We start from the raw sequence: 13,668 nt of genomic DNA, 5'->3' as shown, positions 1-13,668 counted from the left end.
GGCCGATGCCGCCGAAGATCGACATCGACGCCTACGTCAAGGGCGTCCGGGAGGGGTCGCGGGCGTACATCGCCCGCGCCGTCACGCTCGTGGAGTCCTCACGTCCCGACCACCGGGCGCTGGCCCAGCAGTTGCTGACCGGGCTTCTGCCGTACGCGGGAGCGGCGAGACGGGTCGGGATCAGCGGTGTGCCCGGAGTGGGCAAGTCGACGTTCATCGACGCGCTCGGCTCCATGCTGACCGCTCTGGGCCACCGTGTCGCCGTCCTCGCGGTCGACCCGTCCTCCACCCGCACCGGGGGCTCCATCCTGGGCGACAAGACCCGCATGGAGCGCCTGGCGGTGGACCCGGCGGCCTTCGTCCGCCCCTCCCCCAGCTCCGGCACGCTGGGCGGGGTCGCCAAGGCGACCCGGGAGACGATGGTCGTGATGGAGGCCGCCGGCTACGACGTCCTCCTGGTGGAGACGGTGGGGGTCGGTCAGTCGGAGACCGCCGTGGCGGGCATGGTGGACTCGTTCCTGCTGCTCAGCCTCGCCCGCACCGGTGACCAGCTGCAGGGCATCAAGAAGGGCGTGCTGGAACTGGCCGACGTGATCGCCGTCAACAAGGCGGACGGACCGCACGAGCGCGACGCCCGCTCGGCCGCCCGCGAGCTCGCCGGCGCGCTGCGGCTGCTGCATCCCGCCGACGCCGCGTGGACTCCTCCGGTGCTGTCGTGCAGCGCCCGGGAGGGCACCGGTCTCGAGGTGCTGTGGGAGCGGCTGGAGCAGCACCGCGCGGTACTGGACTCGACCGGCGCTCTCGACGCCAAACGCCGTGACCAGCAGGTCGAGTGGACGTGGGCGATGGTCCACGACACGCTGCTGGACCGACTGCGCCGGCATCCCGGCGTACGCGAACTCGCCCCCGGGCTGGAGCAGTTGGTACGGAGTGGGGAGCTGACCGCCACACTGGCGGCCGAACGCATCCTCGACGCCTTCGGACGGCCGGAGCCTCGCTAGGGGATCGGGCGGGACCGGGTGCGGAGGTCCGCCGATCCTCGGCACCCGGCCCGTTCTCCCATCCCATGGCCGCTCGGCCGATCTCCGGGTCCCCGCCCTCGCCGGGTCCAAACATCGCCCCCGCATCCCGGTGGGACTCGGCCTCATATCGGGCCCCGCTGTTCGCGCCGCTCTCACCCCGCTCCTATCGCCCTGTGTCGCAAGCCGTCGCCCGGGTACCCGGGCCCGGCAGCCGCCCCGACAGGGCTGGTACGGCAAGACACTGGAAGGCGAGCAGCAATGGCACAGTTGGTGAGAGAAGTCATGACGGCCGGTGCGGCGGCGGTACGGCCGGACGCCTCACTCGTCGAAGCGGCGCGGCTCATGCGCGACATGGACATCGGAGATGTACTGGTCGCCGAAGGCGATCACGTGGTCGGCGTGCTCACGGACCGGGACATCACCCTTCGTTCGGTCGCCGAGGGCGCGGATCCGGCAGGTGTCAGCGTCGCCTCCGCGTGCACCCCGGACCCGGTGTGCGTCGGCCCCGACGACGCGGTGGCATCGGCCGTCCGGCTGATGCGCACGCATGCGGTGCGCCGGCTGCCGGTGGTTGAGGACGGCCGCCCGCTCGGGGTGGTGAGCATCGGCGATCTCGCCGTCGCCCAGGATCCGCACTCCGCGCTGGCGGACATCAGCCTGGCCGAGAGCAACAACGAAAGGACCTGATCATGCAGATCGCGTTTCTGATCGCGCCGGAGGGTGTGGAGCAGGTCGAACTCACCGAGCCGTGGAAAGCCGTGACCGACGCCGGCGACCGACCCCGACTTGTGTCGACGCAGTCCGGGCGGGTGCAGGCTTTCGACCACCTCGACAAGGCGGACACCTTCCCCGTCGACGATGTGGTCTCCGACGCCTCGGTGGACGACTTCGGGGCCCTGATACTGCCCGGCGGTGTGGCCAACCCGGACGCTTTGCGGATGGACGCGGACGCGGTGGCCTTCGTCAAGGCGTTCTTCGAGGCGGGAAAGCCGGTGGCGGCCATCTGCCATGCGCCGTGGACGCTGGTCGAGGCCGATGTGGTGCGTGGCCGCACCCTGACGTCGTGGCCGAGTCTGCGCACGGACATCCGCAACGCCGGCGGCGAGTGGGTGGACGAGCAGGTGCACGTCTGCGAGGCCGCACCCGGAACCCTGATCACCAGCCGCAAGCCGGGCGACCTCAAGGCGTTCTGCGAGGCGTTCACCAGCGAGTTCGCCAAGGTTTCCGGCGCCGCCGCAGGCCGCTGAGCCACGGGCGGCCGCTTGGCCGTGCCGTGCCCGGCTCCTGCCCCGCCGAGCGCCGGGGCCGCGCGTCGAGCGCGCGCCCGGCGCTCCGTGCTGCTGCCCTCAGGCCCGGCGCGATGTCCTGGCGCTCAGGTGTGCCTGGCCCGGGCGCCGGAGCGGGTGCGGCCCGGCGCGACGGGGCGCTCCGGGTGACGCCGGAGGTACTCGGCCTCCAGGTCGGCCATCCGCACGTTGTGCGCATCCAGGGCGGCGGCCGAGCCGTAGAGCAGGGTGTCGTGACGGCTGCGGTGGATGGTCTCCAGTTCCCGCAGCAGATCCTGTTCGCCGAGGTCCGCCGGATCGACGCCCTTGTGCCGGTGCTCGCTCTCGTTCACGGCAACCGTCCCCTTCCGAGTGGTGGTGTTCGTGGCGTGTGGTGGATGGCCTCACGGGTACCCGCTCGTGACGCGATACCCCGGACGGCGAGGGAGGAAGTCATGCAGCTCTCGTTTCTCACCCCTCTCTACGAGCGTCCAGGCCCTTGGGCCAGCGTTCACATCGACATGGGCCAGGAGGACGAGTCCACCAGGACACGCCGTGAGCTGCAGGCCAGGAATGTGTGCGACTCCCTCTCGCGCCAAGGGGCGGACGACGCGACCGGGCGCGCCGTGTACGACGCGCTGATGTCCGTACCGGACAGGACCCACGGCGCCGGGCGGGCCGTCTTCGCCACCTCCGGCCGGGTTGTCCTCGATCCGCCGCTGGCCACCCGCCCCTCGGTAGCCGTCGACGCCCGGTGGTCGGCGCTGCCGCACGTGGCTCCCCTGCTCGACCTCGCCGCACAGGAACCCGTGTGTCTCGTCGCGTACATCGACCGGCTGGGCGCGGACCTGGAGGTGCGCACCCCGCTGGGTACCAGGCGCGCCGGGCAGGCCGAGGGGCGGGACCGGCCCCTCCGCGGGACCGGCCGGGACGACTGGTCGGAGCTGCCGTTCCAGCAGAGCGTGGAGAACACCTGGGAGTACAGCGCGGGTGAGATCGCCGATGCGATCGCCGCCTGCGACGAGCAGGTGGGCGCCGATCTGGTGGTACTGGCCGGCAACGTCCGCGAGCGCCGCCTGGTCCACGACCAGCTGCCCGTGCGACTGCGCCCCCGCGCCGTCGAGACCACGCACGGCGGCCGTTCGCAGGGCGCCGCCACCCGGCTGCTGGACGAGGACATCGAACGCGCCCGCCGGGAGCATCTGCGCCGTACGGCCGACGAGGAGCTGGCCCGCTTCCGCTCCGCCCCCGACGCGACCGCGGAGGGTGTGCCCGCACTGGTGGAGGCGGCGCGCGAGCACCGGATAGCCGAGCTCCTCGTACGGCCGGACGGACCCGACACGCGCCGCGAGGTCTGGGTGGGCATCGAGCCCGACCAACTGGCCGTACGCCGCACGGAGTCGCAGTACCTGGGCGACGCCCACCCGGTTGCCGCCCGTGCCGACGACGCACTGCTGCGTTCGGCGGCGGTAACCGGCGCCGCGGTGCAGAGCCTGTCGACCCACCCCGCCGACACCACCGACACTGCCGAGACGGCCGACGACGTCCCGGTCGGCGGCCTGGGCGCCCTGCTGCGCCGGCCGTACCAGGAGCTGGAGGGGCGATGAGCACCAAGCGGACTCCCGGGCGGGAGCAGCAGCGCGCGGTGCTGCACGCGCTCCTCGACGACCACGGCCGCACATACGCCGAAGAAGCGGGGATCAAGCTGCGCGACACCCCGCAGCCGCTCTACCGGCTGCTCGTCTTCGCCCATCTGCTGAGCGCCCGCATCCGCGCTTCCGTGGCGGTGGCCGCCGCCGAGGAGCTGAGCCGGGCGGGGATGCGCAGCCCCCAGGCCATGGCGCGGGCCTCCTGGCAGGACCGGGTCGACGCCCTCGGCCGCGGCGGCTACCGCCGTTACGACGAGCGCACGGCGACCCAACTGGGCGACGGGGCGGAGCTGCTGATCGATCGGTACGGCGGCGATCTGCGCCGCATGCGCGAGACGGCCGGCGGCGACATCGGGGGACTGCGCCGACTGCTGCGGGAGATACCGGGCCTCGGCCCCGCGGGTATCGACATCTTTCTGCGCGAGGTCCAGTGCGTCTGGCCCGAGGCGGGGCCGCTGCTGGACGAGAAGGCCCTGCAAGGCGCTCGCCTTCTGGGGATCGCCGACGATCCCGAGACGCTGCTGAGGCTGGCGGACGACGCCGACGCCGCGCATCTGGCCGCCGGGCTGGTGCGGGCCGCGCTGGACAAGGAGCTGGCCGGGTCCGTGAAGGAGCACGCAGCCGCCTGACCGGCCCGACCTTCTTCACACGAAGGCCGGATGCCGCGGGACCGAACCCCTCGGCATCCGGCAACGCGCGTCGGAACTTCGTCGCACGGTCACTTTCCCAGGGACCGCTTGAGCTCTTCCTTGTTCATCGACGACCGGCCGTGCACATTGCGGCGCTGCGCCTCCGCGTACAACTGGTCGTAGGTCGGACCTTCGGAGCCGCTGTGCGATCGCCGGCCGCCCCGCTTGGAGGACGACATGTCCTGCGTGGAGCTCTTGCTCGCGGTCTTGGACTCTCCGGAGCGGGCGCGTTCCTTGTTGACCGTGCGCGCGGCGATCTCCTTGGCGCGCTCCTCGCTCGTTCCGCGCTGCTCAGCCCCTTCCTTGATGTGCTCGTACTGTCGTTCCCTCTTAGGACTCGAACCGCGAGGCATGACCACTCCTTTGTCACCCGGGGACGGGAAAACCAACCCCTTCACCGTGCGCCGTACCCCACTGGACGGCAATTGCCGAGGTGGTGGGCGCGGCCGATCGGGTAATGCGGGTACCCAGGGCTCCCGCGGGCATTCCGCGTCCGCCCCGCTCCTGGCGTTCCACGCATCTGCCGGGCGGGGTGAGCGCGCGTAAAATCCTGACCGGGCGCGATCACCCACTGGACTGATCGCCTTGGCTGCTCGAGATGGGAGTGGTCGTGATCAAGCCACCCCACGGCGCTTCCGGAGCGGGCGGCGTCCGGAGCGGGTCGACGGCGACCGTCGTCCGTCTGGCCCAGGAGAACACCGCCCTCCGCGAGGAACTCAGCCGGCGTCATCTGACCGACCTCGCCGTCGGGATCCTCGCGGCGCAGCTGCGCACATCGCCCTCGGAGGCCGGTGAACATCTCGCCCGGCTCGCCGTATCGGCCTCGCTGAGCCCCGAGGACATCGCCGCGGACATCGTCAACGGTGTCGCCGGAGCTGTCGTCGTTTCCACGGCCGGTCCGTCCGCGGACTTGCCCGGCGACGCCGACGAGGAGGCGGCGCCGTCCCCTGCGGAAGCCCGTCGGCTGCGCCGGGTGCTCACCGCCGCCGAGGTTTCCCACACGGTGACGCAGGGCGCTGCCACGCTGCTGGAGGGCGGTCTGAAGCCGCTCGGCGTGGAGGCTCTGTGGCTGTGGCAGTTGACCGGCTCCGGTTGTCTCCGCCTGGCCGGACATGCCGGAGCCAGCGCCCTCGAGGCGGCACAGTGGTACTGGATCCCCCCGGCGGCCCCGGTGTCGGTCCGCTCGGCTTTCGCCGACGCCGCGCCCGTGTGGCTGCCGACAGGTCCCGCGCCACCGGACGTGCTGCCCGGGCCCTCCGACCGCGCGGCTCGTGCCCTCTTCCCGCTGCGGCTGCGGGGCAGGACCGTGGGGCTTGCGCTTGCCGTGTGGCCCGAGAGCGCCGACCTGGACGACAGGCTCCGCGCGGCGCTCACCGACCTGATCGAGGTCGCGGCGAACGTGCTGGCGGCCGAACCGCTGACGCCGTCGGAGCAGCCGGCGCTCGACGACCTGCTCGACGCCCTGGTCCACCCGGCGATGACCCTCAAACGCGATCGGCACACCTCGGCTCTGCTGGTCGAGCACGTGAACGGACCGGCCGGTGAGGCACTGGGCGGTTCACACCGCACCGTGGGGCTGCCGGTCGAGGCCGCGTTCCCGCTGCTCCACGCGGATCTGGAGGCCATGTCGCGGCGCGCGCACTACGCGAGCTTCCCGCAGCGGGCCGCGCGCCTGCCCGCCGAGCACACCGCCGAGTCCGCGGGTCCGCTCCTCGACGTGAGGGTGCTTCCGGTGGACACGGACCGCACCATCGTGCTGTGGCACACGTACACCGACCGCCGCACGGCCGTCGGGCGCGCCGTGGGCCGGCTGCAGGGTCTCGCCCTGTTCGAGGACGACCTCGGCACGGGCCGGTCGACATGGACCGACCAGACGTACGCGATCTTCGGCATGGAGCGCGGCTCGCCGCCTGTACCGCTCTCCGAGCTGGGGCCGCGCGTCCATCCCGATGACGCGGACGAGCTCGCCGAGCTCCTCACCGACCTCGTCGACCGCCGCAAGGGGGCCGCGGCCGTGGTCCGGGTGGTCCGCCAGGACGGCGGGCTGCGCCATGTGAGGATCGCCGCGGAGCCGCTGCTGCACGGGGCGGCCCTGTCGGGGATCACCGGTGTCTACCAGGACATCTCGGCCGAGTACCACACCGAGGTCGCGCTGACGGCGACGTTCGACCAGCTCACGGCGGTGCGGGCGCAGGCGAGCCTGCGGCACCGGCTGGTGCTCCAACTCCAGCAGGCGATCGTGCCGGAGGTGCCGTCGCTGACGAAGCTGCAGGGGCTCGGCGCGGCGGCACGTTACCGGCCCGCGGCGCAGGAGTACCGCGTGGGCGGCGACTGGTACGACATCCTGCCGCTGCCCGGCGGAAAGGTCCTGATGGCGGTCGGCGACATCGCGGGCCACGGCATCGACGCGGCCACCGGCATGGTCGCGCTGCGCAACGCGCTGCGTGGCCTCGCGTTCACCGGCCACTCCCCCGGCCGCCTCATGGCGTGGCTCAACGAAGTGACCCTGCATGCTCCGGGGCGTCCCACGGCCACGGCGGTGTGCGCGCTGTACGACCCCGAGGACCGAACGCTGCGCTGGGCGAGCGCCGGTCATCTGCCGCTCCTGCTGCTGCGTGAGGGTACGGCGCAGCTGCTGGAACCCCCGCACGACCTCCTGCTCGGCGCGGCGCGTTCCCCCGACTACCGGGAGCAGACGACGCAGCTGCGCTGCGGCGACACGCTCCTGCTGTACACGGACGGGCTGATCGAGCGCCGTCATGGCGGGCTGGACCAAGGGCTGGCGGCGCTGTGCCGCACCGCGGAGGAGCTCACGTCGTGCGGGATCGACGAGCAGGTCGACCGGCTGCTGAGCGCGGCGACGGGTGACACGGACGACGACACGAGCCTCATCGCCATCCGCCTCGGCTGACGCCCCCTCGTCGGCCCGCGTCCGCCGCCGGCGAGCAGGCGGGGGCAACTCAGTGCAGCTCCTCCAGCCACTGCCGGATCTTGGCCATGAGGTGGTCCGCGTCGACCGGTTTGGCCACGTAGTCGTCCGCTCCGGCGGCGAGCGCCTCCGCCCTGTCGCCCGGCATGGCTTTGGCGGTGACCGCGATGATCGGTACTTCCGCGGCGTGCGGCAGTTTTCTGATGGCCGCCATGGCCGCGTAGCCGTCCATGCCGGCCATCATCACGTCCATGACCACGAGATCGACCTCGTGGTGGGCCCGCAGCAGGTCGATGCCGGCTCTGCCGTTGTCCGCCTGCAGGACGTGAACGCCCTCGCGCTCGAGTACCTCGGTGAGGGCGAAGACGTTCCGCGTGTCGTCGTCCACCAGCAGCACCGTGTGCCCGGGCGCGGGGGACTTCGCCCGCGGGTCGGCCGCGCCGTGCGCTCGGGTCTCCTCCTGGGGCTCCGCCTGGGTGGAGCTGCTGCGGTGGACCGGCAGGTAGAGGGTGAAACAGCTGCCGCGGCCGGGGGTGCTCTGTGCCTCCAGGGCGCCGCCCAGCAGCCGGGCGACCTCCCGGCTGATCGACAGTCCGAGGCCGGTACCTCCGTAGTGGCGGGACGTGGTTCCGTCGCCCTGCTGGAAGGCGCCGAACATGCTCTCCAGCCGGTCTGCCGGGATGCCGATGCCCGTGTCGAGGACCCGGAAGGCGACGACGGGCGCGGAGTCCCGCAGGGAGGGCGGCAGTTCCTCCTCGTTCGCGTGGGCGATGCGCAGCTCGACCCGGCCCTGGTCGGTGAACTTCAGAGCGTTGGACAGCAGGTTGCGCAGGACCTGGCGGAGCCGGGACTCGTCGGAGGTGAGCCACTGCGGTGCGTCCGGTTCCGCGGTGACCTCGAAGGCGAGTTCCCGTTCGGTGGCGACGGGGCGGAAGGTGGCCTCGACGTGCTCCATCAGCCCGGTGAGCGGGAACGCCGCGGGGTGGATGGGCATCTTTCCCGCCTCGACCTTGGACAGGTCCAGGATGTCGTTGATCAGCTGCAGCAGGTCGGAGCCCGCGGAGTGGATCACCTCGGCGTAGTCGACCTGCTTTTCCGTCAGGTTGCCCTCGAGGTTCTGGGCGAGCAGCTGGGCCAGGATGAGCAGGCTGTTGAGCGGGGTTCGCAGTTCGTGGCTCATGTTGGCCAGGAACTCCGACTTGTACATCGAAGTGCGGGAGAGCTGTTGTGCCCGGGCCTCCAGCTCCTGGCGGGCCTGCTCGATCTCCAGGTTCTTGCGCTCGATGTCGCGGTTGCGGTCGGCGAGCAGTGCCGCCTTCTCCTTGAGTTCGGCGTTGGAGCGCTGCAACTCCTCCTGGCGGGCCTGGAGTTCCTTGGACCGTGCGCTGAGCTCGGCGGTGAGCCGCTGGGAGCGGCCGAGCAGTTCGTCGGTGCGGGTGTGGGCGATCAGCGTGCTGACGTTGATGCCGACCGACTCGATGAACTGGCCGAGGAAGTCGCGGTGGACGACGGTCGGCGGCCGCACCGACGCGAGCTCGACGACGCCCAGCAACTGGTCCTCCAGAACCACGGGCAGCACGATCAGATGGCTCGGATCCACTTGTCCGGTTCCTGAGAAGACCGTCGCATATCCGGGCGGCAGGTCGTGGACCTCGATGGTGCGCCGGCTGCGGGCCGCCTGCCCCACGAGGGACTGGCCGAGGCGGATACGTCGCCCCTGAGCATCCGGGTCGGGGGCACCGTACGAGGCGATCATGACGAGCTCGACGCCCTGTGCGCTCTCCTCCGCCAGGAAGAAGGCTCCGTACTGGGCACCTGTCAGCGGCGGCACCTCGTCCATGATCAGCTCGGCGACCGCGGTGAGGTTCCTGGTGCCCTGCATGAGTCCGGAGATCCGGGCGAGATTCGTCTTGAGCCAGTCCTGTTCCTCGTTGGCGCGGATGGTCGCGCGCAGGGACTCGACCATGGCGTTGATGTTGTCCTTGAGATCGCCCAGTTCACCCGGCGCCTCCACCGTGATCGACCGGGTGAGATCGCCCTCCGCGACGGCACTGGTCACCTCTGCGATGGCGCGGACCTGGCGGGTCAGGTTGCCGGCGAGTTCGTTCACGTTCTCCGTGAGGCGCTTCCACGTCCCGGAGACCCCCTCGACCTCCGCCTGCCCGCCCAGCCGGCCCTCGCTGCCGACCTCCCTGGCGACGCGGGTGACCTCTGCGGCGAATGACGACAGCTGATCGACCATGGTGTTGATGGTGGTCTTCAACTCGAGGATCTCGCCCCGCGCGTCGACGTCGATCCTGCGGGTCAGGTCTCCGCCGGCGACCGCGGTGGTGACCTGGGCGATGTTGCGGACCTGGTTGGTGAGGTTGTTCGCCATGGAGTTGACGTTGTCGGTCAGGTCCTTCCAGGTGCCGGACACGCCGCGGACGGTGGCCTGGCCGCCGAGGTTTCCGTCGGTGCCGACCTCGCGGGCGACCCGGCTCACCTCCTCCGCGAACGACGAGAGCCGGTCCACCATCGTGTTGATGGTCTCCTTCAGCTCGAGGATCTCGCCCCTGGCCTCGACCCGGATCTTCTGGGTCAGGTCACCGCGGGCCACCGCCGTCGCGACCTGGGCGATGGACCGCACCTGAGACGTGAGGTTGTCGGCCATGGTGTTGACGCTGCTCGTGAGCTCCCGCCATGCGCCGCTGACCTGCGGTTCGCGCGCCTGGCCGCCGAGCAGGCCCTGCCCGCCCACTTCCCCCGCCACCCTGGTGACCTCGGCGGTCACCAGGGAGAGCTGCTCCACCATGCCGTTGTAGATGGCGGCGATCTCACCGAGGAGTCCGGCGTCGTAGGGCAGCCGGACCGAGAGGTCGCCGTCCCTTACGGCGGTGAGGCCGGCCAGCAGTTTTCTGAGTCCCTCCTCGCTCAGCTCCGCGGGAGGCCGGCCCGTCGGCGGGCCGGGCGTAGGGGCGGACGCGTCCATCGCAGACCTCGCGCTGTCGTGACATGCGGCGCCGTGGTCGATCCACCGCCGGAGCGGCGTCGGCTACGGCTGTCTCCACTGTGGCACGCGTGCACCCCGCCGACACCCCGGCGTCGGCGACTGCTCGAGGGCCGCCCGGCGGCGCACTCACTCGGGGATCGAGACGGCGAACCAGACGGCCTTGCCCGCCCCCCGCCGCACCCACCCCCACTCGGCGGAGAGACGTTCCAGCAGGTAGACGCCGTGTCCGAAGGCCCGGGCGGGCCGGTGGCGGCCGATCGGCCGTGGCCCGGCGGCGCTGGTGTCGCTGACCTGGATCCAGACGCGTCCAGGTCCCCGGTCCATCCGCAGCTCGCACGGAGCGCCACCGTGTGTGCACGAGTTCGTGACGACTTCGGAGACCAGGAGCAGCACGTCGTCGAGCGCGACACGGCGGGAGGGCCGGGGCGGGGGGAACCACTCGTCGAGAACCCGCCTCGTGAGATCACGGCACCGGCCCACCGCACCCGGGCCTCCCTCGAGCGGGAAGCGTCGGCTCTGAGAAATATCCGGCTTGTCCGGTGTGCGTTCCATACCGGACCCAGTGCCCCCAGGAATTGCTTCAAAGCACCCCGAAGGGGAATCATCGGTACATAAGTGCTCACCCCGACGGTCCCCGCTGCAGCCGACAGCGCCGGCCCCGGCCCCGTCGAAGGAGCCTGATGTCCACCTCAGCGCACATCCAGCAGCCCGTGCCCGCGGGCCGGGCACTCCCCCGCCGCGACACGGTCGTCCGTGGCGCACCTGAGGACCTCCCGGAGATCCCCGATCCGCGGACCGTCAGCCCCATGGACGCCCGCGCGCTGTCGACCACCCTGTTCGAACGGCTGGCCGTCCTCGAGGAAGGCACAGCGGAGTACTCCTACGTCCGCAACACGCTGGTCGAACTCAATCTGAGCCTGGTCAGGTTCGCGGCGGTGCGCTTCGCCGGCCGGGCCGAACCGATGGAGGACATCGTCCAGGTCGGCACGATCGGCCTGATCAAGGCGATCAACCGGTTCGAGGTCGAGCGCGAGGTGGAGTTCACCTCGTTCGCGCTCCCCACCATCGTCGGCGAGATCAAGCGGTACTTCCGTGACTCCAGCTGGTCGGTGCGGGTGCCGCGCAGACTCCAGGAGCTGCGCATCGACCTCGCCAAGGCGCTCGACGTGCTGGAACAGCAGCTGGGCCGCAGGCCGACGACCGCGGAGCTGTCGGACTACCTCCACGTCAGCGAGGAGGAGATCGTAGAGGGCGAGCGTGCGTCCAACGGATACACCGCGCAGTCCCTGGACGCCACGGTGAACGACGAGGAGGCGTTCAACTCCGTCTCGCGCCGCCTCGGCGTGGAGGAACCCGCCTTCGACATCGTGGATTCGCTGGAGGCGCTCAAGCCCCTGATCGCCACGCTCGACGAGCGGGACCGGCTGATCCTCTCGTTGCGCTTCATCGACGAGTTGACGCAGTCGGAGATCGGTGAGCGGCTGGGGATCTCCCAGATGCATGTGTCGCGCCTGCTCGGCCGCATCCTCGCGAAGCTGCGGACCGGGATCATGGACGATGCGCCACCTGCCCCCGCGCAGGGGTGAGCCGCACCTCCAGCCAGACCACCTTGCCGGTGCCGCGGGGCTCTGCTCCCCAGCGGTGCGCCAGCCGCTCGAGGATGATCAGCCCGTGGCCGCCGGGCTGGGAGAGTTCGTTCGGCAGCCGTCGCCGGGGTGGGCGCGGTTCCGCGTCGGCCACCTCGATCCGCAGCCGCCCGCCCGACCGGTTGAGCATCAGCTCCTCGGGGCCGCCCGCGTGCAGACAGGCATTGGTGACCAGCTCTGAGACGAGCAACAGCACGTCCTCGACGAGATCGTTGTCCTCGCGGCCGTTCTCCGTCCAGCCCCAGTCGGCCAGCGCCTGCTCGGTGAAGTCGCGGCAGCGGCTCACCACGCCCTTGGTGCCGAACAGCGCCAGTCGGCGGGTCTGCCCCTTCCCGCCGGGGCCCGTGCCCATCAGCCACCTCCCCGCTAGGTGGTTCGCTCGTCCGCCAGCGCTTCGTCCACGCCGGCGTGCACCGTGAAGACCGCCTTCGCTCCGGTGATCTCGAACATGCGGGCCACCGGCGGCCGCATGGCCGCGAGTTCGATGCGCCCGTCCGTCTCCTGGGCGGCCAGCCGAGCGTGCAGCAGGAGGTTCAATCCCGTGGAGTCGCAGAACCGCAGCTCCCCGCAGTCGACGAGGATCCGTGCGGCGCCGGCCCGTACATGCTGGTCGAGGGCCTTCCTGAGCGGCTCGGCCGTGTCGTGGTCGAGCTCGCCGCTGAGGGAGAGGACGACGGTGACCCCCCGCTGCCTGGTGGCGACGCCGAACCGCTCATCTCCGGCGACGGACTCCTGGTCCGACCGCCTGGTGGCTCCCGAGACCATGGCCTTCCGCCTCTGCCCCTTCCCGCCGGGGCCCGTGCCCATCAGCCACCTCCCCGCTAGGTGGTTCGCTCGTCCGCCAGCGCTTCGTCCACGCCGGCGTGCACCGTGAAGACCGCCTTCGCTCCGGTGATCTCGAACATGCGGGCCACCGGCGGCCGCATGGCCGCGAGTTCGATGCGCCCGTCCGTCTCCTGGGCGGCCAGCCGAGCGTGCAGCAGGAGGTTCAATCCCGTGGAGTCGCAGAACCGCAGCTCCCCGCAGTCGACGAGGATCCGTGCGGCGCCGGCCCGTACATGCTGGTCGAGGGCCTTCCTGAGCGGCTCGGCCGTGTCGTGGTCGAGCTCGCCGCTGAGGGAGAGGACGACGGTGACCCCCCGCTGCCTGGTGGCGACGCCGAACCGCTCATCTCCGGCGACGGACTCCTGGTCCGACCGCCTGGTGGCTCCCGAGACCATGGCCTTCCGCCTCCTCGAAGCTCGCTGGTACCGGATCGTCGACTGTTGCCCGCGGCCGCCGTCGCAGCCACCCGCGGCCGTTCGTGTACCCAGCGCGCCCACCGCCACACGCCGCCGCGCCACTCGCACCCGCCGAGCCCTTGGCCGGAGCAGACTACGAGGCCCCGGCACGGGTCAATTGCCCGCAACGGGGTACGTGTCGTGTCCTCACGGCCTTCACGTACACGAACACGAACCACTCCTCACACCTCCGAAC

At 71.3% G+C, this 13,668-nt stretch carries 14 protein-coding genes; 7 read left to right on the top strand and 7 right to left on the bottom strand.

Annotated elements, in window-relative coordinates; translation table 11 throughout:
- The first annotated feature begins 5 nt into the window (after positions 1-5).
- The 3 genes from meaB (at position 6) to ACIQ7Q_RS11300 (ending at position 2,269) form a co-directional block, all read left to right on the top strand.
- A complete protein-coding gene (meaB, locus tag ACIQ7Q_RS11310; protein ID WP_403858969.1) occupies positions 6-1,001 on the top strand; it encodes a methylmalonyl Co-A mutase-associated GTPase MeaB in 996 nt (331 codons plus the stop codon).
- A 279-nt stretch (positions 1,002-1,280) separates the two neighbouring features.
- Positions 1,281-1,709: a CBS domain-containing protein gene (locus ACIQ7Q_RS11305; RefSeq protein WP_403858967.1), complete on the top strand. Its 429-nt coding sequence runs from the start codon at positions 1,281-1,283 to the stop codon at positions 1,707-1,709.
- Between the two features lie 2 nt (positions 1,710-1,711).
- Positions 1,712-2,269 carry a type 1 glutamine amidotransferase domain-containing protein gene (locus ACIQ7Q_RS11300; RefSeq protein WP_403858965.1) on the top strand — a complete coding sequence of 186 codons (558 nt, stop codon included), beginning with the start codon at positions 1,712-1,714 and terminating at the stop codon, positions 2,267-2,269.
- A gap of 125 nt (positions 2,270-2,394) precedes the next feature.
- Here ACIQ7Q_RS11300 and ACIQ7Q_RS11295 read toward each other — a convergent pair whose 3' ends face one another.
- Positions 2,395-2,640 (bottom strand): DUF6158 family protein, encoded by a 246-nt coding sequence (locus ACIQ7Q_RS11295; RefSeq protein WP_403858963.1) that lies wholly within the window; start codon positions 2,638-2,640, stop codon positions 2,395-2,397.
- 102 nt (positions 2,641-2,742) lie between these two features.
- Here ACIQ7Q_RS11295 and ACIQ7Q_RS11290 point away from each other — a divergent pair, with 102 nt between their 5' ends.
- Both ACIQ7Q_RS11290 and ACIQ7Q_RS11285 read left to right on the top strand, forming a co-directional pair.
- Positions 2,743-3,894: a Vms1/Ankzf1 family peptidyl-tRNA hydrolase gene (locus tag ACIQ7Q_RS11290; protein ID WP_403858961.1), complete on the top strand. Its 1,152-nt coding sequence runs from the start codon at positions 2,743-2,745 to the stop codon at positions 3,892-3,894.
- A complete protein-coding gene (locus ACIQ7Q_RS11285) occupies positions 3,891-4,565 on the top strand; it encodes an endonuclease (RefSeq protein ID WP_403858959.1) in 675 nt (224 codons plus the stop codon). Before ACIQ7Q_RS11290 ends, ACIQ7Q_RS11285 begins: the two co-directional genes overlap by 4 nt.
- 89 nt (positions 4,566-4,654) lie before the next feature.
- Here the strand turns inward: ACIQ7Q_RS11285 and ACIQ7Q_RS11280 are convergent, their stop codons facing one another.
- Complete coding sequence (locus ACIQ7Q_RS11280) at positions 4,655-4,978, bottom strand: plasmid stabilization protein (protein ID WP_403858957.1); 324 nt, start codon at positions 4,976-4,978, stop codon at positions 4,655-4,657.
- Positions 4,979-5,235: 257 nt separating this feature from the next.
- Between ACIQ7Q_RS11280 and ACIQ7Q_RS11275 the strand changes: the two genes are divergently transcribed.
- Entirely contained in the window at positions 5,236-7,536 is a 2,301-nt protein-coding gene (locus ACIQ7Q_RS11275; protein WP_403858955.1) for a SpoIIE family protein phosphatase, read from the top strand.
- A gap of 49 nt (positions 7,537-7,585) precedes the next feature.
- On the opposite strand, the gene ACIQ7Q_RS11270 is transcribed toward ACIQ7Q_RS11275, so the two are convergent.
- Both ACIQ7Q_RS11270 and ACIQ7Q_RS11265 read right to left on the bottom strand, forming a co-directional pair.
- Complete coding sequence (locus tag ACIQ7Q_RS11270) at positions 7,586-10,525, bottom strand: HAMP domain-containing protein (protein ID WP_403858953.1); 2,940 nt, start codon at positions 10,523-10,525, stop codon at positions 7,586-7,588.
- A gap of 147 nt (positions 10,526-10,672) precedes the next feature.
- On the bottom strand, positions 10,673-11,098 hold the full coding sequence (locus tag ACIQ7Q_RS11265) for an ATP-binding protein (protein ID WP_403858951.1): 426 nt from the start codon (positions 11,096-11,098) through the stop codon (positions 10,673-10,675).
- 128 nt (positions 11,099-11,226) lie between these two features.
- On the opposite strand from ACIQ7Q_RS11265, the gene ACIQ7Q_RS11260 reads away from it, so the two are divergent.
- On the top strand, positions 11,227-12,132 hold the full coding sequence (locus tag ACIQ7Q_RS11260; protein WP_403858949.1) for a SigB/SigF/SigG family RNA polymerase sigma factor: 906 nt from the start codon (positions 11,227-11,229) through the stop codon (positions 12,130-12,132).
- Here the strand turns inward: ACIQ7Q_RS11260 and ACIQ7Q_RS11255 are convergent.
- From ACIQ7Q_RS11255 to ACIQ7Q_RS11245, 3 genes are read right to left on the bottom strand one after another with little or no spacing between them, the layout of a single operon-like run.
- Complete coding sequence (locus ACIQ7Q_RS11255) at positions 12,095-12,544, bottom strand: ATP-binding protein (RefSeq protein ID WP_403858947.1); 450 nt, start codon at positions 12,542-12,544, stop codon at positions 12,095-12,097. The two genes, ACIQ7Q_RS11260 and ACIQ7Q_RS11255, sit on opposite strands and share 38 nt — an antisense overlap.
- Before the next feature lie 14 nt (positions 12,545-12,558).
- Complete coding sequence (locus ACIQ7Q_RS11250) at positions 12,559-12,957, bottom strand: STAS domain-containing protein (RefSeq protein WP_403858945.1); 399 nt, start codon at positions 12,955-12,957, stop codon at positions 12,559-12,561.
- 56 nt (positions 12,958-13,013) lie between these two features.
- Entirely contained in the window at positions 13,014-13,412 is a 399-nt protein-coding gene (locus ACIQ7Q_RS11245; RefSeq protein WP_403858945.1) for an STAS domain-containing protein, read from the bottom strand.
- Between the last annotated feature and the right edge of the window lie 256 nt (positions 13,413-13,668).

It is taken from the genome of Streptomyces sp. NPDC096176 (assembly GCF_044763255.1).
In the GTDB taxonomy this organism is placed as follows: Bacteria; Actinomycetota; Actinomycetes; order Streptomycetales; family Streptomycetaceae; genus Streptomyces.
The sequence above is the reverse complement of the archived record's forward strand: the minus strand, read 5'-3'. Positions and strand labels throughout refer to the sequence as shown.